The sequence below is a fragment of the Pseudomonas sp. B6001 genome, assembly GCF_013386015.1.
GTDB lineage: Bacteria > Pseudomonadota > Gammaproteobacteria > Pseudomonadales > Pseudomonadaceae > Aquipseudomonas.
This window is the reverse complement of the sequence record NZ_JACAOX010000001.1, coordinates 207179-229695: the sequence shown is the minus strand read 5'-3', so window position 1 is coordinate 229695 and position 22517 is coordinate 207179. Positions and strand designations below refer to the sequence as shown.

Below are 22517 nucleotides of genomic sequence, written 5' to 3'. Positions count from 1 at the left end.
GGAATCAGACGAGGGGTTTAGGCTCGTGCTCTTCTTCCAGCGCCTTAGGGTGGTGCTCTACCACTTCTTCAACGGAACGTACGTTCTCGTCGATGGCAGGGGCAGTGTGCTCAACCACGGCTTCGGTGACCGGAGCAGGGGTTGCTTGGGCAACTTCAGCGACGGCTGGAGCAGCTTCGGCAGCGGCCTTGGCAGCAGCGGCGGCCGCTTCAGCTTCCTTGCGACGACGACGCACTTCGCGTGGGTCGTTCGGCGCACGGCCATTTTCGGTCAGGGCGCTGGCCGGAGCGGCTTCAACCACCGGGGCTGCCACTTCGGCAACCACTGGCGCTTCAACCACTGGCGCAGGCTCGGCAACAACGGCAACAGGTTCAGCAGCGACCACCACTTCAGCGACTGGCACTGGAGCTTCTTCGACCACTGGCGCAGGCGCTGGAGCTTCAACCGCTTCAACCACCGGGGCAGGTTCGGCAGACCACTGGAAGGCGGTCTGTTCTTCGCGAACTTCACGCACTTCAGGGGTTGGCTCGGCTACCGGTGCTTCAACGGCAGCTTCAACCACGGGCGGTTGTTCAACAACCACGGCAGGCTCGGCAACCACGTCGATTTCAGGCTGAGGCTCGCGAACTTCACGAACTTCACGAACGTGACGAGCCGGAGCTACTTCCACTTCCGGAACAACCGGGGCTTCGACCGGGGTCGTTGCTTCAACCACTGGCGCTTCGACGGCTGGCGTCTCTACAACAGTGTTTTCCTGGATGGCAGCGGTGGCTGCTTCAGCTTGCTCGTTGGCCTGGGCTTCAGCAGGTGCGCTGATGACCGAGCTGGCGACAGCAGCGGTAACGGCCAGGCCGGCAGCCAGTTCGGCGCCAGTCGGTTCGCCGGTAGCGGCTGCGTTGGCTTCGCCGGTCTCTTCCGAGCCTTCGATTTCGTTGCCGTTGGCATCACGTTGACGCTCACGACGGTTGCTGCGACGACGCTGGCCACGGGAGCGGCGGCGTGGACGATCGCCTTCGGCGTTGTCCTGGCCGTCTTCCTGTTGCTGGTCTTCGTTGGACAGCAGCTCTTCTTCTTCACCGGCTGGAGCCGCTTGCTCGGCACGTGGTTGACGCTCTTCACGAGGAGGGCGTGGCGCACGTTCTTCACGCGGCTGACGAGCTGGACGCTCTTCAGCAGTGGCAGCGGTGGCAGCAGCAGCGGCTACGGCTGGAGCGGCATCCAACGGCTCGCGCAATTCACGCACGCGTTCTTCACGCTCGCCACGTGGCTTGCGGTCTTCACGTGGAGCGCGTGGAGCACGCGGTGCACGTTCTTCGCGTGGTGCACGCTCTTCACGGGCTACGGTTGGTGTTTCTTCACGGGCTTCGCGCGGTTGGCGTTCTTCACGTGGAGCGCGTTCTTCGCGGGGTGCACGTTCTTCACGAGGCTTGCGCTCTTCGTCACGGCGACCGTTGCGATTGCGGCTCTGCTGGCGACCGTTGCGACGCTCTTCATTGCGTGCAGGGCGTTCAGTCACAGGCTTCTCGACCACAACTGGAGCCACTGGCTCTTCCTTGGTGGCGAACAGGCTGACCAGCGACTTCACCAGGCCTTTGAACAGGCTTGGCTCAGGCAGGGCAGCTGGTGCGGCAACCGGCGCGGCAGCCTCGACCGGAACCGGTGCGTTGGCACGGGCTGGCGCGGTCTTCACGGCGGCTTCCTGGCGAACCAGGGTGCGGGTCGCAGCGGCTGGCTGGACTTCTTCCACTTCGGCAGCGGCAGCAGCGATTTCGTAGCTGGACTGGTTGACGTGGGCTTCCGGGCTGTCATCACGCAGGCGCTGCACTTCGAAGTGCGGCGTCTCGAGGTGATCGTTCGGCAGGATGACGATACGGGCACGGGTGCGCAGTTCGATCTTGGTGATCGAGTTGCGTTTTTCGTTGAGCAGGAACGCAGCGACCGGGATCGGCACCTGGGCGCGCACTTCGGCAGTGCGGTCTTTCAGGGCTTCTTCTTCGATCAGGCGCAGGATCGCCAGCGACAGCGATTCAACGTCACGGATGATGCCGGTGCCGTTGCAACGCGGGCAGACGATGCCGCTGCTTTCACCCAAGGATGGACGCAGGCGCTGACGGGACATTTCCAGCAGGCCGAAGCGCGAGATGCGGCCGACCTGTACGCGGGCACGGTCAGCTTCCAGGCATTCGCGGACTTTCTCTTCCACGGCGCGCTGGTTCTTGGCCGGGGTCATGTCGATGAAGTCGATCACGATCAGGCCGCCGATGTCACGCAGGCGCAGCTGGCGGGCGATTTCTTCAGCCGCTTCCAGGTTGGTCTGCAGGGCGGTTTCTTCGATGTCGCTACCCTTGGTGGCACGCGCCGAGTTGATGTCGATGGACACCAGGGCTTCGGTCGGGTCGATCACGATGGAGCCGCCGGAAGGCAGTTCGACGACGCGCTGGAAAGCGGTTTCGATCTGGCTTTCGATCTGGAAACGGTTGAACAGCGGAACGCTGTCTTCGTACAGCTTGATCTTGCTGGCGTACTGCGGCATCACCTGGCGGATGAAGGTCAGGGCTTCGTCCTGGGCTTCGACGCTGTCGATCAGCACTTCGCCGATGTCCTGGCGCAGGTAATCGCGGATGGCGCGGATGATCACGTTGCTTTCCTGGTAGATCAGGAACGGCGCGGAACGATCCAGGGACGCTTCCTTGATAGCGGTCCACAGCTGCAGCAGGTAGTCGAGGTCCCACTGCATTTCTTCGCTGCTGCGGCCCAGGCCGGCAGTGCGCACGATCAGGCCCATGTCTGCTGGAGCGATCAAGCCGTTCAGCGCTTCACGCAGTTCGTTGCGCTCTTCGCCTTCGATGCGACGGGAGATACCGCCGGCACGCGGGTTGTTCGGCATCAGGACCAGATAGCGGCCAGCCAGGCTGATGAAGGTGGTCAGGGCGGCGCCCTTGTTGCCACGTTCTTCTTTTTCTACCTGAACGATGACTTCCTGGCCTTCGCTCAGGACGTCCTTGATGTTCACGCGGCCTTCAGGGGATTTCTTGAAGTATTCGCGGGAGATTTCTTTGAGGGGCAGGAAGCCATGGCGCTCGGAGCCGAAATCGACAAAGGCAGCCTCAAGGCTTGGTTCGATGCGAGTAATCCGGCCTTTATAGATGTTGGCCTTCTTTTGCTCGCGTGCACCGGACTCGATGTCCAGGTCGTAGAGGCGTTGGCCGTCTACCAGTGCAACACGCAACTCTTCGGGTTGAGTTGCGTTAATCAGCATTCTTTTCATGTTGTACCGTCGGTTTCCGGGCTGCCGGAAACGGCGTTCGGCACACACGACTTCTCACGGTCGGTGTCAGGTGCGTCAAGAGTGGTTGGCCACTCCAGTGTCCAGCAATACCCGCCAAAATGGGCGGTATCGCGACGTACGCTTCCTGCTTGCTGTGGTGACTTAAGCACTCAGTCAGGAGGAGGAATCAACCGGCGACTGTGGACGAGATGAAGCGTCTAAATATAAGCCTAGTGCTACACAGTCCGACGGTTGTGCATCTCCACCCTACACGTATCCCTGATAATTCGGGTGCTGCCGCGCGCAGAATCCGCAGCGGGTTGGCATTTACCGTGTTCTCCAATGGGGAGTCCACGCTCATGGCTAAACAAGACCGGGTGTGGGCGATTGTGCTCTCACTCAGCTCGTAACAGGCGTTGTTTCCGAAGCATTCGCCGTGGTCTGGCTCCAGACTGACTGCACTTTGTGAACTGGCCGTAAATATCGGCGCAAAAGGCGAGTAATCACTCTGCTTTTTGCACTCGCTTCAGGCCTCATGTCACCTGCGCTTGTTACAATCTCGAGCCTTCCAGGGTGGCGAAAGCCCCGTAGGACGGCCTCGCGTCCTGATGAATTGCGATGGTCAGGGCCGGCAGTTTGCCGCTAGTCCTCTGTCCAGGCCGCTTTTGGCGGCGTTCGCGACTATAGCAGCAATGATTAAGTGCTTCAATTCCATAAAAAATTGTTATCATCGCCGCCATGACGACTACCGCCCCCCAGACCCCCAGCGTCCAGCTGCTCGAGGTCTCGCCGGAATATGCCGGCCAACGCATCGACAACTTTCTTCTTGCCAGGCTCAAAGGCGTGCCCAAGACCTTGATTTACCGCATTTTGCGTAAAGGCGAAGTGCGCGTGAACAAGGGCCGGATCAAGCCCGAGTACAAGCTGCAGGCGGGCGACATCGTCCGCGTGCCGCCGGTGCGGGTGCCTGAGCGTGACGAACCGGTCCCACTGGCCCAGGGCTTGTTGCAGCGCCTTGAAGCGTCGATTGTCTTCGAAGACAAGGCACTGATCGTGATCAACAAGCCGTGTGGCATCGCGGTTCACGGTGGCAGCGGCCTCAACTACGGGGTGATCGAAGCCTTTCGTCAGTTGCGCCCGGATGCCAAGGAGCTGGAGCTGGTCCACCGTCTGGACCGTGACACCTCCGGCCTGTTGATGATCGCCAAGAAACGCAGCATGTTGCGCCACCTGCATGCCGCCCTGCGCGGTGATGGCGTGGACAAGCGCTACATGGCGCTGGTGCGTGGCAACTGGGCCACCTCGATCAAGAGCGTGCGCGCGCCGTTGCAGAAGAGCAACCTGCGTTCCGGCGAGCGCATGGTCGAGGTGGACGAGGAGGGCAAGGAGGCGCTGACCCTGTTCAAGGTGCTGCGCCGCTTTGGTGACTTTGCCACCATGGTCGAGGCCAAGCCTGTGACTGGCCGTACCCACCAGATTCGTGTGCATACCCTGCACGCGGGCCACTGCATCGCAGGCGATACCAAATACGGCGACGAGGATTTCTCCAAGGAAATCCGCGACCTGGGCGGCAAACGCCTGTTCCTGCACGCCTACATGCTGACCGTGCCGCTGCCCGATGGCGGCGAATTGAAGCTGCAGGCGCCTGTCGATGAAATGTGGGCCAAGACCGTGGAGCGCCTGAGTGTCGCACCCTGACTACAAGCTGTTGATCTTTGACTGGGATGGCACGCTGTGTAATTCCATTGGTCGGATTGTCGAGTCGATGCACGCGGCGTCGACCCGTTCCGGTTATGCATTGTGCGACGACCTGGCGGTCAAGGGCATTATTGGCCTGGGCCTGCCGGAAGCGATCCGCACCCTGTACCCGGAGATTGGTGATGACGAGCTGATAGCGTTTCGTCAGCACTACGCCGATCACTACATGGCGCTCGACGCCCAGCCTTCGCCGCTGTTTGAAGGCGTGGCGCAGGCCATGGAAGCATTTCGCGCCGACGGTTATCACCTTGCGGTCGCGACCGGCAAGGCCCGTCGCGGCCTGGACCGGGTGCTCAAGGCTCATGGCTGGGAAGATTATTTCGACGCCACCCGTGCGGCGGACGAAACTGCCAGCAAGCCCCACCCTCTGATGCTCGAGCAGATCCTCGCTCAATGTGGCGTGTCGCCTCGGCAGGCGTTGATGGTGGGTGATGCGTCGTTCGACCTGATGATGGCGCGTAATGCTGGCATGGACTCCGTGGCGGTCAGCTACGGCGCCCAATCTGCCCAGGTGTTGCAGGCCTACGAGCCGCGCCTGACAATTGACCGTTTTTCTGAATTGCAGGCCTGGCTCAGCCGGGCCCATTAAGTCTTTGCTGGGGTAGATGGCATGACCGATGAGTGGAAAGCGCCTGATAAGGCCAATGCCGATAACAATGGCGATGACAGAAGCTGGAAGTTGCTGGAGAAGACCTTGCTGGCCAGTGTTCAGGAGCAGCGCCGCTCCCGGCGTTGGGGGATCTTTTTCAAGCTTCTGACCTTTATTTATCTGTTGGGCATGCTGGTGCTGTTCAGTCCGCTGATGGACATGGAGAAGAGCGCCACCCGAAGCGGTCATTACACGGCGTTGATCGAAGTGCGCGGAGTGATTGCCGACAAGGAGTCTGCCAGTGCAGACAACATCGTCAGCAGTCTGCGGGCGGCCTTCGAGGACTCCAAGGTCAAGGCTGTGATCCTGCGCATCAACAGCCCGGGCGGCAGTCCGGTGCAGTCGGGTTATGTGTATGACGAGATTCGTCGCCTGCGCGCCTTGCACCCGGACATCAAGCTGTATGCAGTGATTTCCGACCTGGGTGCCTCGGGTGCCTATTACATCGCCAGTGCAGCCGACCAGATCTACGCCGACAAGGCCAGTCTGGTGGGTTCGATTGGTGTGACGGCGGCCGGTTATGGCTTTGTCGGCACCATGGAGAAGCTCGGGGTTGAGCGTCGTACCTACACGTCGGGTGAGCACAAGTCGTTCCTGGACCCGTTCCAGCCGCAAAAGGCGGATGAAACCCAGTTCTGGCAGGGTGTGCTGGATACCACTCATCGGCAGTTCATCGCCAGTGTGAAGCAGGGGCGCGGTGACCGGCTCAAGGATAAGGAGCATCCGGAGCTGTTCTCCGGTCTGGTCTGGTCTGGCGAGCAAGCGCTGCCATTGGGCTTGATCGATGGCCTGGGCAGTGCCAGTTCGGTGGCGCGGGACGTGATTGGCGAGAAAGAACTGGTGGACTTCACTGTTCAGGAATCGCCGTTTGATCGTTTCTCCAAGAAGCTGGGTGCCAGTGTGGCTGAGCAGTTGGCGATGTGGATGGGCTTTCAGGGTCCGACCCTGCGCTGAGATCTTGAGCGCGACAAGGCTCAAAGTGTGGGAGCTGGCTTGCCTGCGATAGCATCACCTCGGTGCAACTGATGTACCGAGGTGTCTGCATCGCAGGCAAGCCAGCTCCCACATTCGTTTGTGGTGTTCTCAGGGAATCTGTACGCCTTCGGCCAGTAGCATGTCCACCAGTCGGATCAGCGGCAGTCCGACCAGGCTGGTGGCGTCTGGACCTTCGGTGCTTTGAAACAGGCTCACCCCCAGGCCTTCGGCCTTGAAGCTGCCAGCGCAGTCGTAGGGCTGCTCGATGCGCAGGTAGCGTTCGATGCGTGCGGCGCCCAGCGTGCGCATGTGTACGGTGAAGGGGATGCAGTCGACCTGGCAATGGCCGGTGGCGCTGTTCAGTACAGCCAGGCCGGTGAGGAAGCTGACTCGCTTGCCGCTGGCCGCCAGCAGTTGCTCACGGGCCTTCTCGAAAGTGTGGGGCTTGCCGATGATCTGGCCGTCGAGCGCGGCGACCTGGTCCGAGCCGATGATCAGGTGGCCCGGATGGCTGTCAGCCAGGGCGCGGGCCTTTTCCTCGGCCAGGCGCTTGACCAGCTCCACGGCGGACTCGTCCGGGCGGTGGCTTTCGTCGATATCCGGCGAACTGCAGATGAACGGCAGGTGCAGGCGGTTCAACAATTCCCGGCGATAAACCGAGCTGGAAGCGAGTAATAAAGGCAGCATGGGCGTCTCCTCAAGGCAGTCGCGGATTCTAGCGGGGAGGCCCGGTGACGGACAGGGCTGAATTTCCTTTGACATGGCCGGGTGCATCCCTATAATGCTGCGCCTATGTTGAATGACCCGATTCCACCTCACGTTGACCCGCGCAAATTGGCTGATCGTGGCACCACCCTTCAAGGTGAGCTGCTCCTGGCCGATTTGGAGAGACTCTGCGACCCGCTTTCCGACACTGTCGGTACGGTGCAGGCTAAATTCGTTTTTGAACGAGATGAACGTAAGTCTGTGGTAATCCACAGCTTTATCGACACCGAAGTCAAAATGGTTTGCCAGCGTTGTCTTGAGCTGGTCACCCTGCCGATCCACAGCGAATGCAGTTATGCTGTGGTGAAAGAGGGTGCGAATACCCAGTCGTTGCCGAAAGGTTATGACGTGCTGGAACTGGGCGAAGATCCTTTGGATCTGCAGTCACTGATCGAGGAGGAGCTTTTGCTCGCCTTGCCCATTGTGCCTGCTCATCATCCGGAAGAATGCCAGCAGCCGGCGGGTCTCGATGAGCCCGAACCGAGCGAGGACGAGGTAACGCGGTCCAACCCGTTCAGTGTATTGGCGCAGTTAAAGCGTGACCCAAACGTTTAGGAGTTAATCAATTATGGCTGTTCAGCAGAACAAAAAATCCCGCTCTGCCCGTGACATGCGTCGTTCGCACGACGCCCTGACGGCAAGCACTCTGTCTGTAGAAAAAACCACCGGTGAAGTTCACCTGCGTCACCACGTATCGCCAGAAGGCGTATACCGTGGCCGTAAAGTGATCGACAAGGGCGCTGACGAGTAATCACTTGTCTGCTCAAGTCATCGCGATTGACGCAATGGGCGGGGACTTCGGTCCCCGCAGCATTGTTCAGGCCTGCATTGCTTGCCTGTCTGCCACGCCCTCGCTGCACCTGACCCTCGTCGGTCAACCCTCCTTACTTGAAGAACTGATTGCCAGCCATCCGGCGGTGGATAGCGCGCGCCTGACTATTACACCGGCCAGCGAAACCATCACCATGGATGAAAAGCCTGCGCAGGCCTTGCGCGGCAAGCCTGATTCTTCGATGCGGGTGGCGCTTGAGCTGGTACGCGACGGCAAGGCCCAGGCCTGTGTCAGTGCCGGCAATACCGGGGCGTTGATGGCGTTGTCCCGGCATGTGCTGAAAACCCTGCCGGGCATTGACCGGCCGGCGATGGTTGCGGCTATTCCGACCCAGCAGGGCTATTGCCAGTTGCTGGACCTGGGGGCGAACGTCGATTGCAGTGCCGAGCATCTGCTGCACTTTGCCCTGATGGGCTCGGTGGCGGCCGAAGCGCTGGGCGTGGCCCGGCCTCGGGTGGCGCTGCTGAATATCGGCACCGAAGACATCAAGGGCAACCAGCAGGTCAAGCTGGCGGCGACGCTGTTGCAAAGCGCGCGAGGCCTGAACTACATCGGCTTTGTCGAGGGTGACGGTCTGTACCGCGGCGAAGCCGACGTGGTGGTATGCGACGGTTTTGTCGGCAATATCCTGCTCAAGTCCAGCGAGGGCCTGGCGACGATGATTGCTGCGCGCATCGAGGCCTTGTTCAAGCGCAACCTGGCGTCACGCCTGGTGGGCGCCCTGGCGCTGCCCTTGATGCGGCGCTTGCAGGCTGACCTGGCTCCGGCGCGGCACAATGGTGCGAGTTTCCTCGGGTTGCAGGGCATCGTGGTGAAAAGTCATGGTTCGGCGGGGGTGCAGGGTTTTCAAAGTGCCATCCAGCGCGCCTTGATCGAGATCCAGGAAAACCTGCCGCAACGCTTGCACGGCCGCCTTGAGGATCTGTTGCCTTAGGCGAATCGGGCCGGAAATGCTTAAATGTGACCGGCCAGTTCAATTGACCATCCAATCTGTCAGTTTCTTGCGCTCCCACGTGTGGGGCGCCAATTTCCGACGACCAGATCATTAGGGGCTTGTTACATGTCTACATCCCTCGCATTCGTCTTTCCAGGGCAGGGTTCGCAGTCCCTCGGCATGTTGGCCGAGCTGGGCGCGGAACATCAGTTGGTCCTGGACACTTTCAAGGAAGCCTCCGATGCCTTGGGTTACGACCTGTGGGCACTGACCCAGCAAGGGCCGGAAGAGCTGCTCAATCAAACCGACAAGACCCAACCCGCCATCCTCACCGCCTCCATCGCCCTGTGGCGCCTGTGGCTGGCTGAAGGCGGCGCACGTCCGGCCTACGTTGCCGGTCATAGCCTGGGCGAATACAGCGCCCTGGTAGCTGCTGGCAGCCTGACCCTCGGTGAAGCAGTCAAGCTGGTGGAGCGTCGTGGCCAGTTGATGCAGGAAGCGGTTCCTGCCGGGCAGGGCGGCATGGCTGCCATTCTCGGCCTGGAAGATGCTGACGTGATTGCCGCCTGCGCCGAAGCGGCCCAGGGCGAAGTGGTCAGCGCCGTGAACTTCAACTCCCCTGGCCAGGTGGTGATCGCCGGCGCCAAGGCGGCGGTAGAGCGCGCCATCGAAGGCTGCAAGGCCCGTGGCGCCAAGCGTGCGTTGCCGTTGCCGGTCAGCGTGCCGTCTCACTGCGAACTGATGCGCCCGGCTGCCGAGCGTTTCGCCGAGTCGATCGCTGCGATCAACTGGCAGGCGCCGCAGATTCCGTTGGTGCAGAACGTCAGTGCCGCCGTGGCCTCTGACCTGGAAACCCTCAAGCGCGATCTGCTGGAACAGCTGTACAAGCCGGTTCGCTGGGTTGAGTCGGTGCAGACCCTGGCCGCCAACGGCGCCACCCAATTGGTAGAGTGCGGCCCGGGCAAAGTCCTCGCCGGCCTGAACAAGCGTTGCGCCGAAGGCGTGTCGACTTCCAACCTCAATACCCCGGATGCCTTCGCTGCCGCTCGCGCAGCCCTGGCCTGACGTTAATTTCCGAACCTAGGAGAAGCCTGCATGAGTCTGCAAGGTAAAGTTGCACTGGTCACCGGCGCAAGCCGTGGCATTGGCCAGGCGATCGCCCTGGAGCTGGGCCGTCTGGGCGCTGTGGTCATCGGTACCGCAACCTCCGCCGCCGGCGCTGAACGTATTGCCGCGACGCTGAAGGAAAACGGCGTCCAGGGCACCGGTCTTGAGCTTAACGTGACCAGCGATGAGTCCGTGGCGGCCGTATTGGCTGAAATCACGGCGCAATTCGGTGCACCGGCTATTCTGGTGAACAATGCCGGTATTACCCGCGATAACCTGATGATGCGTATGAAAGACGACGAGTGGCATGACGTCGTTGATACCAACCTGAACAGTCTGTTTCGCCTGTCCAAGGGTGTTTTGCGCGGCATGACCAAGGCTCGTTGGGGTCGAATTATCAATATTGGCTCTGTTGTGGGTGCCATGGGCAACGCAGGCCAAGTAAACTACGCAGCCGCCAAGGCCGGTCTGGAAGGTTTCAGCCGTGCATTGGCGCGTGAAGTAGGCTCGCGGTCGATTACGGTCAACTCGGTGGCCCCAGGGTTCATCGACACCGATATGACCCGCGAATTGCCTGAAGCGCAGCGTGAAGCGTTGCTGACGCAGATTCCGCTGGGCCGTCTGGGCCAGGCTCAAGAGATCGCGAATGTGGTCGCTTTCCTGGCATCCGACGGTGCGGCATACGTGACTGGGGCTACAATCCCGGTGAACGGCGGGATGTACATGAGTTAAATTGTGACGGATCGCTTCAAAAAAATGTCATACGAGCTGTCTAAAATCCGTTATAAAGCTGCAATCTATTTATAGGCAGATGGCCAATAGGGTACGAGGGTGAAGCTTTCAGTTGAAAAGCTGAAAAGTCTTTCTATACACTTACCCACTGGCCAGCTGCCTGAATTTGTCCATTAGGAGTGAAAACAAGGTATGAGCACCATCGAAGAGCGCGTCAAGAAAATCGTTGCCGAGCAACTGGGCGTTAAAGAAGAAGAAGTGACCAACAGCGCTTCCTTCGTTGAAGACCTGGGTGCCGACTCCCTTGACACCGTTGAGCTGGTGATGGCTCTGGAAGAGGAATTCGAGACCGAAATCCCGGACGAAGAAGCTGAAAAAATCACTACCGTTCAAGCTGCTATCGACTACGTTACTAGCCACCAGGCGTAATAGTTTGTAATCGTCGCTTGCTGTGATGGAAAAACCGCACTGCCCTATGGCGTGCGGTTTTTTCCTTTAAGCCTGATGCAAAGTGTCGTCATTAGAAAAAGGAGAGTGCTGTGTCGCGTAGACGCGTCGTAGTCACCGGTATGGGTATGTTGTCGCCACTGGGTACGGATGTGCCGAGCAGTTGGCAGGGCATTCTGGCTGGCCGCAGTGGTATTGGTCTGATCGAACACACGGACCTTTCTGCCTATTCCACCCGTTTTGGCGGCTCGGTAAAGGACTTCAATGTCGAGGAATATCTCTCGGTCAAAGAGTCCCGCAAACTCGACCTGTTCATTCAATACGGCCTGGCAGCCGGATTTCAGGCGGTGCGTAATGCCGGCCTGGAAGTCACCGACGCCAACCGTGAGCGCATCGGCGTGGCCATGGGTTCGGGTATTGGCGGTCTGACCAATATCGAAGAAACCAGCCGCACCCTGCATGAGTCCGGCCCTCGCAGAATTTCACCGTTCTTCGTGCCTGGCTCGATCATCAACATGATTTCCGGTTTCCTGTCCATCCACTTGGGTGCCCAGGGGCCTAACTACGCCATTTCCACGGCGTGCACCACGGGCACTCACTGCATCGGCATGGCGGCGCGCAATATCGCCTATGACGAGGCCGACGTGATGATCGCCGGCGGTGCCGAGATGGCCGCCTGCGGTTTGGGCATGGGCGGCTTCGGCGCGTCCCGTGCGTTATCGACCCGCAATGACGAGCCGACCCGTGCCAGCCGTCCGTGGGACAAGGGCCGCGACGGTTTTGTTCTGGCCGACGGTGCCGGTGCGCTGGTACTCGAAGAGCTGGAGCACGCGAAGGCCCGTGGCGCCACCATCTACGCCGAGCTGATTGGTTTCGGCATGAGCGGTGATGCGTACCACATGACCTCGCCTCCGTCGGACGGCGCGGGCGCTGCACGCTGCATCACCAATGCGTTGCGTGATGCCAAGGTCAACGTTGACCAGGTGCAGTACATCAATGCCCATGGCACTTCGACCCCGACCGGCGACCTGGCGGAAGCCGAGGCCATCAAGTCGGTGTTCGGCGAGCATGCCTACAAGCTGGCGGTCAGTTCCACCAAGTCCATGACCGGGCACCTGTTGGGTGCGGCGGGCGCGGTCGAGGCAATCTTCAGCGTGCTGGCCATCAAGGATCAGGTCGCTCCGCCGACCATCAACCTCGATGAACCGGATGAGGGCTGCGACCTGAATTTCGTGCCTCACGAGCCGCAGAAGATGCCGATCGACGTGGTGCTGTCCAACTCGTTCGGTTTTGGTGGTACCAACGGTTCCCTGGTGTTCCGCCGGTTCGCCGAGTGATGGAGAGCTGGGTCGACGGTCAGCCGGCGGGCGCAGTGCCCCTGAAAGACCGTGGCCTGGCATACGGTGATGGGCTGTTCGAGACCATTGCCGTCAAGGTCGGGCAGCCCGTGCTGCTTGACCGCCACCTGCAGCGCCTTGAAGAAGGTTGCAGGCGGTTGGCGATTGTTGCGGATCAACCCCTGATCCGCAGCGAATTGCTGGCCTACGCCGCCGCCCTCGGTGACGGTGTACTCAAGTTGATCCTGACCCGTGGCGACAGCCAGCGCGGTTATGGCATCAGTGCTGGCGCTCCGGCGCGGCGCATTCTGCAAGGCAGTCCACCTGCCACTTATCCCCCGGAACATGCAGCGTCAGGCATCCGCCTGTTTGCGTGTACCACGCGTTTGTCCGAGCAACCGTTGCTTGCCGGCCTCAAGCACCTCAATCGCCTGGAACAGGTATTCGCCCGCGCCGAGTGGCAGGATGCCGAACACGCCGAAGGTTTGATGCTGGATATGTCCGGTCGAGTCATCGAAGGCGTCTTCAGCAACCTGTTTCTGGTGCGTAACGGCGTGTTGCTGACCGCTGATCTGAATCGCTGTGGCGTCGCCGGCGTCATGCGGGCCGAGCTGTTGGCCCAGGCGCAGGCGTTGGGCATCCCGACAAGCGTGGCCGATATCAGCCTTGAGCAGCTGCAACAGGCCGATGAAGTCTTGGTGTGCAACAGCGTATATGGCATTTGGCCGGTGCGCGGATGTGCTGCGATGAGCTGGCCGGTTGGGCCGCTCACCCGTAAACTGCAGGGCATTGTTCGCGCACTATTGGATATTTGATTTGAGACGTAAATTTGTATTGTTGCTGGAGATCGGTCTGGTCCTGGCGGGTTTGCTGCTGGGCGCTTCGGCCTGGAAGCTGAACTCGGCCCTTGAACAGCCCTTGAATCTGACCCAGGAGCAATTGCTGGACGTACCGGCTGGCGCGACGCCCACCGGCACCTTCAATCGCCTGGAAAATGACGGCGTGCTCAAGGATGCGTTCTGGTTGCGTCTCTACTGGCGCTTCAACCTCGACGGCCAGCCGCTGCACAGCGGCGAATACCGCATGACCCCGGGCCTCACCGCCGAGGGCCTGATCGGCCTGTGGCAGCGTGGCGAAGTGGTGCAGTACAGCATTACGCTGGTGGAAGGCTGGAACTTCCGCCAGGTGCGCGCGGCCCTGGCCAAGCATGAAAAGATCGAGCAGACCCTGTCCGGCCTGAGTGACAGCGAGGTGATGGAAAAACTCGGGCACCCGGGCGTATTCCCTGAAGGGCGCTTCTTCCCGGACACCTACCGCTTCGTGCGTGGCATGAGCGACGTTGAACTACTGAAAAAATCCTACAACCGTCTGGACGATGTCCTCGCCCAGGAGTGGAGCAAGCGCGCGGCCGATGCGCCGTACACCGACCCCTATCAAGCGCTGATCATGGCCTCGCTGGTGGAGAAAGAAACCGGCGTGCCGGAAGAGCGCGGCCAGATCGCCGGGGTATTCGTGCGGCGCATGCAGATCGGCATGCTGCTGCAAACCGACCCGACGGTGATCTACGGCCTCGGTGAGCGCTACACCGGCAAGCTGACCCGCGCACACCTCAAGGAAGCCACGCCCTACAACACCTACGTGATCGCCGGCCTGCCGCCGACGCCGATCGCCATGGTCGGGCGGGAGGCGATTCATGCTGCGCTGAACCCGGTGGCGGGCAGCAGCCTGTATTTCGTTGCCCGAGGCGATGGCAGCCATATTTTCTCGGATAACCTGGATGCGCATAACGCAGCAGTGCGTGAGTTCCAGATGAAGCGTCGCGCCGATTACCGTTCCAGCCCGGCGCCGGCGGCAAAGCCTGCGGACGCGCCGCTGGATACGCCCGCCGAGCCGGCTCCGGCACCTGATGACGCCGCGCCGCACAGCCCGCAATGACTCTGACTAAGGACTGCCTGTGACTGGCTTGTTTATTACCCTGGAAGGCCCGGAAGGCGCCGGCAAGAGCACCAACCGTGAATACCTGGCCGAGCGCCTGCGCGCCGAAGGTATCGAGGTGCTGCTGACCCGTGAGCCTGGCGGCACGCCACTGGCCGAGCGTATCCGTGAAGTGCTGCTGACCCCGGGCGACGAACAGATGAACCCCGACACCGAACTGTTGCTGGTGTTCGCCGCCCGCGCCCAGCACCTGGCCGAAGTCATTCGCCCGGCACTGGCCCGGGGCGCCGTGGTGATTTGTGACCGGTTTACCGATTCCACCTATGCCTATCAGGGCGGCGGCCGTGGCTTGTCCCTGGAGCGCATTGCGGCCTTGGAAACCTTCGTCCAGGGCGATTTGCGGCCCGACCTGACCCTGGTGTTCGATCTCCCGGTGGAAGTCGGCATGGCCCGTGCCACCGCCCGGGGTCGCCTCGATCGTTTCGAACTGGAAACCCGAGTCTTTTTTGAAGCTGTGCGCGGCGCGTTTCTCAAGCGCGCCGAAGCCGACCCCGCCCGTTACTACCTGTTGGACGCCGCACAACCGTTGACTCAGGTTCAGCAGTGCATTGACGCCCTGTTGCCGAAGCTTGTGGAGCGTGTCCGTGGCTGAAGCCTACCCGTGGCAGGACAGCCTCTGGCAGCAACTGGCGGGCCGTGCCCAGCACGCCCACGCCTACCTGCTCCACGGCCCGGTGGGCATCGGCAAGCGCGCCCTGGCCGAGCGGCTGATGGCCAGCTTGTTGTGCCAGCGGCCCAACGGCCTGGAAGCCTGCGGCGAATGTAAATCCTGCATGCTGCTCAAGGCCGGCAGCCACCCGGACAACTATCTGCTGGAACCGGAAGAGGCCGACAAGGCGATCAAGGTCGACCAGGTGCGTGATCTGGTCAGCTTCGTGGTGCAGACCGCGCAGATGGGCGGGCGCAAGGTGGTGCTGATCGAACCGGTGGAGTCGATGAACATCAACGCCGCCAACGCCTTGCTCAAGAGCCTGGAAGAACCGTCCGGCGATACCGTGCTGCTGCTGGTCAGCCACCAGTCCAGCCGCCTGCTGCCGACCATTCGCAGCCGCTGCGTGCAGCAGGCCTGCCCGTTGCCGAGCGAAGCCATGAGCCTGCAGTGGCTGGCCCAGGCGTTGCCGGACTGCGGCGAGGCGGAGCGCGTCGAGTTGCTGACCCTGGCGGCCGGTTCGCCTCTGGCGGCGGTCAAGCTCCAGGCCCAGGGCGTGCGTGAACAGCGTGCGCTGGTGGTGGACGGGGTGAAGAAACTGCTCAAGCAGGAAGTGTCGGCCACGCAACTGGCCGAAAGCGCCTGGAAAGACATTCCCTTGCTGCTGCTGTTCGACTGGTTTTGCGACTGGTCGAGCCTGATCCTGCGCTACCAGCTGACCCAGGACGAAAACGGCCTTGGGCTGCCGGACATGCGCAAAGTCGTGCAATACCTGGCGCAGAAGAGCGCCCAGGACAAGGTGCTGAACATCCAGGACTGGATCCTCGCCCAACGCCAGAAAGTCCTCGGCAAGGCCAACCTCAATCGCGTGCTGTTGCTTGAGGCCTTGCTGGTGCAGTGGGTCGGTTTGCTCGGCCGCCGTTAATTTCAGTGGCCGACGGGTGTATCGTTGGCCAGACACTTTCCGTGACTCAAGTTGTAGATCCCTATGCTCGTAGATTCCCATTGCCACCTTGATCGCCTCGACCTGGCCCAGCACGGCGGCTCCCTCGACGCCGCCCTTGAAGCTGCGCGCCAGCGTGGGGTAGGGCACTTCCTGTGCATCGGCGTCAGCGCGGAAAACGCCGCCGACGTCAAAGCCCTGGCCGATCGTTATGCGGATGTCGACTGCTCGGTGGGCATTCACCCGCTGGACCTCAAGCCCGGCGAAGCCCCGGCCCTCGACTGGCTGCTCGGTGAACTCAATCACCCGCGCGTGGTGGCCATCGGTGAGACCGGCCTGGATTACCACTACGAACCGGAAGCTGCCGAGTTGCAGCAGGCGTCGTTCCGTCTGCACCTGCAAGCCGCCCAGCAGACTGGCAAGCCGGTGATCGTCCACACCCGTGGCGCCCGTGCCGACACCCTGACCCTGCTGCGCGAAGCCGCGCTGCCCCAGGCTGGTGTGCTGCATTGCTTCACTGAAGACTGGGACATGGCCAAGGCCGCGCTGGACCTTGGTTTCTACATTTCCTTGTCGGGCATCGTGACCTTCCGCAACGCCGATGCCCTGCGCGATGTCGCGCGCCAGGTCCCGGCAGACCGCCTGCTGGTGGAAACCGATTCGCCGTACCTGGCGCCAATTCCCCATCGCGGCAAACCCAACCTGCCGGAATACGTACGGGATGTGGCGGATTACCTGGCGATGCTGCGGGGCGAGTCCTACGAGCGCTTTGCCGAACAGACCACCGAAAACTTCAAGCGCCTGTTCCCGCTGGCCCACGTCGGCCACTGAATCGCAGGCAAAAAAAACCCGGGTTCTGGGGGGTGAATCCGGGCTAAGACCATTAGGAGTAAAACAAGGGTACGCAGTCCGTCGGTACCCAGGTCGACGCGTCACTTGGGGGAGATGCCACGCCGACATTTCAAGTATTGATCAGTATCCGATTCAGTCCAGCCACATCTGATCGTTTTTTAAACAGATTTGGAATACGCCCGCTTCGGTTGAGTTCTCATTGGATGCGATGCACACGCGCCAATCACCTGTTTTATTTCTGACTCGAATCGGCACATTCGTTGGCGTGCTGTAAGTTAAGTGCAAAGGTTGTTCATATAGGCGTTGCCCAACGACCGTTCAGTCGGGATAATCCCGCGCACCGGGTAAAACGTTCCGACAAGCACGGCTTGGGGAGCGAACGCCCTTCCAATATCCATCTCTGCAGACCTTTTTCTTATGCACAAAGAACCCCGCAAGGTCCGTGAGTTTCGCCGCCGCGAGCAGGAAATTCTCGACACCGCACTCAAGCTGTTCCTCGACCAGGGTGAAGACAGCGTCACCGTCGAGATGATTGCGGATGCCGTGGGTATCGGCAAAGGCACCATCTACAAGCACTTCAAGTCCAAGGCCGAGATCTACCTGCGCCTGATGCTCGACTACGAGCGCGACCTGAACGAGCTGCTGCACTCGGCCGATGTCGACAAGGACAAGGAAGCGCTGTCCCGCGCCTACTTCGAGTTCCGCATGCGTGACCCGCAGCGCTACCGCTTGTTTGATCGCCTGGAAGAAAAAGTGGTGAAGGGCCATCAGGTGCCGGAAATGGTCGAGGAGCTGCACAAGATCCGTGCCTCGAACTTCGAGCGCCTGACCCTGCTGATCAAGGGCCGCATCAGCGAAGGCAAGCTCGAAGACGTGCCACCGTATTTCCACTACTGCGCCGCCTGGGCGTTGGTGCACGGCGCCGTGGCGTTGTACCACTCGCCGTTCTGGAGCAATGTGCTGGAAGACCAGGAAGGTTTCTTCCAGTTCCTGATGGACATCGGCGTGCGCATGGGCAACAAGCGCAAGCACAGCACCGATTTGCCGAACGCCGAAACGCCGGCCACTTGAATCATTCGCCAGCGTGATGGCGATATGATTTCCTGCCCAGCGCAGTAACCCAGGAATATACTCAGGCAAGGACCTTGCTAAAACTTGATTTTTCAGTCAGGTTTTAGTGCGCCCGAATTATCCTCTGCCGGAGTGATCCATGATCGTTGATCGTCAAGGCAGGCGATTCCGCAATTTGCGGATCAGCCTGACCTCAGCCTGCAATTACGCCTGTACCTACTGCGTGCCCAACGGCAAGCGGCTGGTGGCTGCGCAGGACGAACTGTCGGCCGAGGCGATGGCGCGGGGTGTCGAGTACCTGATCGAGGCCGCCGGCATCGAGCGCCTGCGGATTACCGGCGGTGAACCGTTGGTCAGCCCCAAGCTGGAAGCCTTCATGGGCGCGGTGGGGCAGATGGGGCTCAGTGATATCAGCCTGACCACCAACGGCCAACTGCTGGCGCGCAAACTGCCGCTGCTGGTGGACGCCGGGATTCGCCGGATCAACGTGTCCCTCGACACCCTGGACGCCGACGCCTTCCGCAGCATCGCTCGCGGTGGCGACCTGGCCACCGTGCTCGATGGCATGGACCAGGCGAGCGCCGCCGGAATCAAGATCAAGGTCAACATGGTGCCGCTGCGCGGCCAGAACCTCGACCAGGTGATGCCGCTGCTCGACTACTGCCTGGAGCGTGGCTACGAGTTGCGCTTTATCGAATTGATGCGCATGGGCCACCTGGCCAACGATTCCAACGCGTTCCTGCAGCAATTCGTCAGCCTCCAGCAATTGCTCAGCCTGATCGGCGAACAGTACGAATACCTGCAAGCCAACGCCCCGGTGGACGCCACTGCCGTGCGCTACGAAGTGCCCGGCAAAGGTTTCTTCGGTGTCATCGCCAACGAAAGCGTGCCGTTCTGCCGGACCTGTTCGCGTTTGCGCCTGTCGTCCACCGGCTGGCTGCATGGCTGCCTGTCGTCGAGCAACCGCCACTACGTCGGCGACCTGCTGGACAAACCCCGCCACCAGGCCCTGCCGGCCTTGCAGCGCTTGTTGGTCAAGGCCTTGGGTGACAAGCAGGAAGTGGCCTTCTCCGGCGGCGCCACCATCATGAAGATCATCGGCGGCTAGTCTCGCAAGCTGGCGCAAAATCTGCATCTCGTGCCCATTCGCCGGTTTTCCGTCACCGGCCTTTGGAGAATTAGGATGCGTAGTCTGGTTTTGGTGCTGGCGTCACTCGCGCTGGGTGGCTGCATGACCGTCAGTGATATGGCCGAAGGCACGCGCTATCAGATGAGCGATGCCGGGCTGCTGGACCACAGCGATACTCGCCGCGTCAATTCGGTCCGCATACAGCCCGACTCCTTCGTCTTCATCGCCCAGGGCGCCTTCACCCCGCCGGGCAGTGCTTATCCACGGCCTAACGTGGTGGCCGAGGAAGCCTTCAACGGCTTTGTCGAATATTTCCCGATGGTCCGCCGCGCCCGCAAGCCGGAAGGCCTGGAACAGGCGATGTCTGAAGCCCGCGCAGCCGGCGCGCATTACCTCTTGTACTGCCGCTTTGCCCAGGCGGATGACCGTATCGGCAACGCCGATGAATGGTCTGACCAGGAGGCGGTGGATCGCCTGGGTATCGACACCGGAACCATCCAGGTCATGTTGATCGAGACCAGTACCCAATATTTGATTGATACTGTGCGCATCCATAGCCGTGGCGGTTTACTGACGTTCCACGACAACAAGCCTGAAGATCTGATCGGCAAGCCCCTGGCGCACTACGCGCGCAGCCTGTTGGGCATGAGCGATCAGTAAGACACAAGGAGAGCAGCATGACCGATTCGGCCAAGGCCAATGAGTTGTTGGCGCAATTGCCCAAGGGCAAGGGGCCCGCGCCGGTGCATCTGTGGAACCCGGCGTTTTGCGGCGATATCGACATGCGCATCGCCCGTGACGGCACCTGGTTCTACATGGGCACGCCGATTGGCCGCAAGCCGATGGTCAAGCTGTTCTCCAACATCATCCGCCGCGATGGCGATGATTATTTCCTGATCACCCCGGTGGAAAAGGTCGGGATCAAGGTCGATGACGCGCCCTTCGTCGCCGTGACCCTGGAAGTCGAAGGGCAGGGCGAAAGCCAGGTCCTGCGCTTTACCACCAACGTGGATGAGCAGGTCGAGGCCGGTATCGAGCATCCGCTGCGGGTGGTGATCGACCCGGACACCCAGGAACCCTCGCCATACCTGCGGGTGCGCACCAACCTCGAAGCCCTGGTTCACCGCAATGCGTTCTACCAGCTGGTGGAGCTGGCGGTGACCCGTCCGATCAACGGTAAGAACTGGCTTGGCGTCTGGAGCGGCGGGGTATTTTTCCCCATCGGCCTGGAGCCCTGAGGCTGATTTCTCGCTCTCCCTGAAATAATTCGCTTGCTGTAGCCGGGCGCTTTCGGTTATCAATTTGTACATGATTAGACATGTCCGATTTGATAAGAAAAAACGCGTCGTCGACGAGCTGATCCGCCGTATCGAGGGTGGAGTGATGGCCGACGGTGTCCTGCTGCCGGGCGAGCACCAACTGGCCGAAGAGTTTTCCGTCAGCCGCGGCACCCTGCGTGAAGCCCTGGCCGAACTCAAGCGCCGCAGCTACATCGCCACCCAAAGCGGTGTCGGCTCCATCGTCACCTTCGACGGCATGGTGCTCGACCAGCGCAGCGGCTGGGCCCAAGCCCTGGCCGACACCGGCGCGGTGGTGACCTCCGAAATCCTGCGCCTGGAAGCCGTCACCCGTCCGGACCTGCTCAGCCGTCACGGCAGCGACCAATTCATCGCCCTCGACCGCCGCCGTCGCGCTGCCGACGGCACGTTCGTGTCCCTGGAGCGCTCGCTGATGCCGGCCTCGGGTGGCCTCGAAAGCCTGCCGCAAGTCGGCCTGATCGATAATTCCCTGACCATCACCCTGGCGGCCTATGGCTATGTCGGCGCCACCGGCAACCAATGGATCGGTGCCGAGCCTCTGAGCGAAGAAGACGCCCAGCTCCTGGGGCGCCCGGTGGGCACGGTGTTCCTCAAGGCCCTGCGCACCACCTACGACCGCCAGGACCGCTTCATGGAGTCCGTCGAAAGCTTGCTCGACCCTCTGCATTTCCGCTTGCACCTTCAATTTGGAACACCGACATGACCGCCACCACCCGCGCCCTCGGCGCCTTCTACGGCCTGGCCTTGGGCGATGCGTTGGGCATGCCCACCCAGTCCCTGAGCCGCGAGCAGGTCAAGGCGCGTTTCGGCGCGATCACCGGCCTGGAAGATGCCGACGCCGATCAGCCGATCGCGCCGAACATGCCCAAGGGCTCGATCACCGATGACACCGAACAGGCGATCCTCGTCGGCCAGTTGCTGGTGGACGGGCAGGGCAGGATTGAACCCACCGAACTCGCCCAACGTTTGATCGACTGGGAAGCGGTGATGCGCGCCAAGGGGTCCCAGGATTTGCTGGGCCCGTCAACCAAACGGGCGATCGACATGATCCTGGCGGGCCATACCCCGGAAGAGTCCGGGCGCTACGGCACCACCAACGGCGCCGCCATGCGCATCACCCCGGTGGGCATCGCGGCGGACGTCAACGACCCGGCGCAGTTTATCCAGGCGGTGATCCAGGCGTGCCAGGTCACCCATAACACCAACCTGGGCATCTCCAGCGCGGCGGCGGTAGCGGCGGTGGTTTCCGCCGGGATCAACGGCGTCGATCTGGGCGAAGCGCTGAACATCGGCACGCAGATCGCCCAGCAGGCGGAAAACCACGGCCACTGGATTGCCGGCGGGCGCATCGCCACCCGCATCAGTTGGGCGCGCACCTTGAGTGTCGACAGCGGCGACAAGGCGCTGTTTACCGACCTGCTTTACGAATTGATCGGCACCTCCGTGGCGTCCCAGGAATCGGTGGTGGTGTCGTTTGCCCTCGCGCAGCAAGTCGCGGTGGGTGAAATGAACGCCATCGAAGCCCTGTGCATGGCCGCCAGCCTCGGCGGCGACACCGACACCATCGCGGCGATTCTCGGCGCGATGCTCGGTGCGTGCCTGGGGATGCAGTGCTGGCCTGAGGCGATGATCGAACAGGTCAAGCAGGTTAACCGCCTGGACCTGGAACCCTTGGTCCAAGGCCTGCTCGAGCTGCGCTGAGCACCGCAGATCGAAACATGTGGGAGCTGGCTTGCCTGCGATAGCGGTCGATCA

The 22517-nt window shown here is 61.4% G+C and carries 23 protein-coding genes; 21 read left to right on the top strand and 2 right to left on the bottom strand.

Annotated elements, in window-relative coordinates; translation table 11 throughout:
• Nucleotides 1-4: 4 nt before the first annotated feature.
• Nucleotides 5-3268: a ribonuclease E gene (rne, locus tag HX821_RS01110; protein ID WP_177035148.1), complete on the bottom strand. Its 3264-nt coding sequence runs from the start codon at nt 3266-3268 to the stop codon at nt 5-7.
• Nucleotides 3269-4006: 738 nt separating this feature from the next.
• Between rne and rluC the strand changes: the two genes are divergently transcribed.
• Genes rluC through HX821_RS01095 form a run of 3 tightly spaced genes read left to right on the top strand, consistent with a single transcriptional unit; the run spans nt 4007 to nt 6629 of the window.
• Nucleotides 4007-4966, top strand: a complete 960-nt coding sequence (rluC, locus tag HX821_RS01105; protein ID WP_004371325.1) for a 23S rRNA pseudouridine(955/2504/2580) synthase RluC — start codon at nt 4007-4009, stop codon at nt 4964-4966.
• The gene (locus HX821_RS01100; RefSeq protein WP_177035147.1) at nt 4953-5615 is read left to right on the top strand and encodes an HAD-IA family hydrolase; all 663 of its coding nucleotides are present in this window, start codon (nt 4953-4955) and stop codon (nt 5613-5615) included. Before rluC ends, HX821_RS01100 begins: the two co-directional genes overlap by 14 nt.
• Nucleotides 5616-5636: 21 nt before the next feature.
• Nucleotides 5637-6629: a S49 family peptidase gene (locus HX821_RS01095; protein ID WP_177035146.1), complete on the top strand. Its 993-nt coding sequence runs from the start codon at nt 5637-5639 to the stop codon at nt 6627-6629.
• Between the two features lie 129 nt (nt 6630-6758).
• Here the strand turns inward: HX821_RS01095 and HX821_RS01090 are convergent, their stop codons facing one another.
• Nucleotides 6759-7337 carry a nucleoside triphosphate pyrophosphatase gene (locus HX821_RS01090; RefSeq protein ID WP_177035145.1) on the bottom strand — a complete coding sequence of 193 codons (579 nt, stop codon included), beginning with the start codon at nt 7335-7337 and terminating at the stop codon, nt 6759-6761.
• A 105-nt stretch (nt 7338-7442) separates the two neighbouring features.
• Here HX821_RS01090 and HX821_RS01085 point away from each other — a divergent pair, with 105 nt between their 5' ends.
• The 18 genes from HX821_RS01085 (at nt 7443) to HX821_RS01000 (ending at nt 22463) form a co-directional block, all read left to right on the top strand.
• Complete coding sequence (locus tag HX821_RS01085; RefSeq protein ID WP_004371317.1) at nt 7443-7970, top strand: YceD family protein; 528 nt, start codon at nt 7443-7445, stop codon at nt 7968-7970.
• 13 nt (nt 7971-7983) lie between these two features.
• Nucleotides 7984-8166 carry a 50S ribosomal protein L32 gene (gene rpmF / locus HX821_RS01080; RefSeq protein ID WP_004371305.1) on the top strand — a complete coding sequence of 61 codons (183 nt, stop codon included), beginning with the start codon at nt 7984-7986 and terminating at the stop codon, nt 8164-8166.
• Between the two features lie 4 nt (nt 8167-8170).
• The gene (gene plsX / locus HX821_RS01075) at nt 8171-9181 is read left to right on the top strand and encodes a phosphate acyltransferase PlsX (protein ID WP_177035144.1); all 1011 of its coding nucleotides are present in this window, start codon (nt 8171-8173) and stop codon (nt 9179-9181) included.
• Between the two features lie 126 nt (nt 9182-9307).
• Nucleotides 9308-10246, top strand: coding sequence for an ACP S-malonyltransferase (gene fabD, locus HX821_RS01070; RefSeq protein WP_023659248.1), 939 nt, complete (start codon nt 9308-9310; stop codon nt 10244-10246).
• Between the two features lie 30 nt (nt 10247-10276).
• A complete protein-coding gene (gene fabG, locus HX821_RS01065; protein WP_004371297.1) occupies nt 10277-11020 on the top strand; it encodes a 3-oxoacyl-ACP reductase FabG in 744 nt (247 codons plus the stop codon).
• 192 nt (nt 11021-11212) lie between these two features.
• Nucleotides 11213-11449 (top strand): acyl carrier protein, encoded by a 237-nt coding sequence (acpP, locus tag HX821_RS01060; protein ID WP_004371293.1) that lies wholly within the window; start codon nt 11213-11215, stop codon nt 11447-11449.
• A 110-nt stretch (nt 11450-11559) separates the two neighbouring features.
• A complete protein-coding gene (gene fabF / locus HX821_RS01055) occupies nt 11560-12804 on the top strand; it encodes a beta-ketoacyl-ACP synthase II (RefSeq protein ID WP_004371291.1) in 1245 nt (414 codons plus the stop codon).
• Complete coding sequence (gene pabC / locus HX821_RS01050) at nt 12804-13619, top strand: aminodeoxychorismate lyase (protein ID WP_177035221.1); 816 nt, start codon at nt 12804-12806, stop codon at nt 13617-13619. The genes fabF and pabC overlap by 1 nt, the downstream gene beginning before the upstream one ends.
• Nucleotide 13620: 1 nt before the next feature.
• Nucleotides 13621-14739, top strand: coding sequence for an endolytic transglycosylase MltG (gene mltG / locus HX821_RS01045; RefSeq protein WP_177035143.1), 1119 nt, complete (start codon nt 13621-13623; stop codon nt 14737-14739).
• A 19-nt stretch (nt 14740-14758) separates the two neighbouring features.
• On the top strand, nt 14759-15391 hold the full coding sequence (tmk, locus tag HX821_RS01040) for a dTMP kinase (protein ID WP_008434959.1): 633 nt from the start codon (nt 14759-14761) through the stop codon (nt 15389-15391).
• A complete protein-coding gene (locus HX821_RS01035; protein WP_004371282.1) occupies nt 15384-16373 on the top strand; it encodes a DNA polymerase III subunit delta' in 990 nt (329 codons plus the stop codon). Before tmk ends, HX821_RS01035 begins: the two co-directional genes overlap by 8 nt.
• Nucleotides 16374-16436: 63 nt before the next feature.
• Nucleotides 16437-17222, top strand: a complete 786-nt coding sequence (locus tag HX821_RS01030) for a TatD family hydrolase (RefSeq protein ID WP_017475806.1) — start codon at nt 16437-16439, stop codon at nt 17220-17222.
• Nucleotides 17223-17660: 438 nt separating this feature from the next.
• Complete coding sequence (locus tag HX821_RS01025) at nt 17661-18314, top strand: TetR/AcrR family transcriptional regulator (RefSeq protein ID WP_004371278.1); 654 nt, start codon at nt 17661-17663, stop codon at nt 18312-18314.
• Nucleotides 18315-18453: 139 nt separating this feature from the next.
• Nucleotides 18454-19422: a GTP 3',8-cyclase MoaA gene (locus HX821_RS01020; protein ID WP_004371275.1), complete on the top strand. Its 969-nt coding sequence runs from the start codon at nt 18454-18456 to the stop codon at nt 19420-19422.
• A 75-nt stretch (nt 19423-19497) separates the two neighbouring features.
• Nucleotides 19498-20103 (top strand): DUF4823 domain-containing protein, encoded by a 606-nt coding sequence (locus HX821_RS01015; protein ID WP_004371272.1) that lies wholly within the window; start codon nt 19498-19500, stop codon nt 20101-20103.
• 17 nt (nt 20104-20120) lie between these two features.
• Complete coding sequence (locus HX821_RS01010; protein WP_102369697.1) at nt 20121-20681, top strand: DUF1285 domain-containing protein; 561 nt, start codon at nt 20121-20123, stop codon at nt 20679-20681.
• A gap of 70 nt (nt 20682-20751) precedes the next feature.
• Nucleotides 20752-21465, top strand: a complete 714-nt coding sequence (locus HX821_RS01005) for a GntR family transcriptional regulator (RefSeq protein WP_177035142.1) — start codon at nt 20752-20754, stop codon at nt 21463-21465.
• The gene (locus HX821_RS01000) at nt 21462-22463 is read left to right on the top strand and encodes an ADP-ribosylglycohydrolase family protein (protein WP_004371263.1); all 1002 of its coding nucleotides are present in this window, start codon (nt 21462-21464) and stop codon (nt 22461-22463) included. Before HX821_RS01005 ends, HX821_RS01000 begins: the two co-directional genes overlap by 4 nt.
• Nucleotides 22464-22517: the final 54 nt, after the last annotated feature.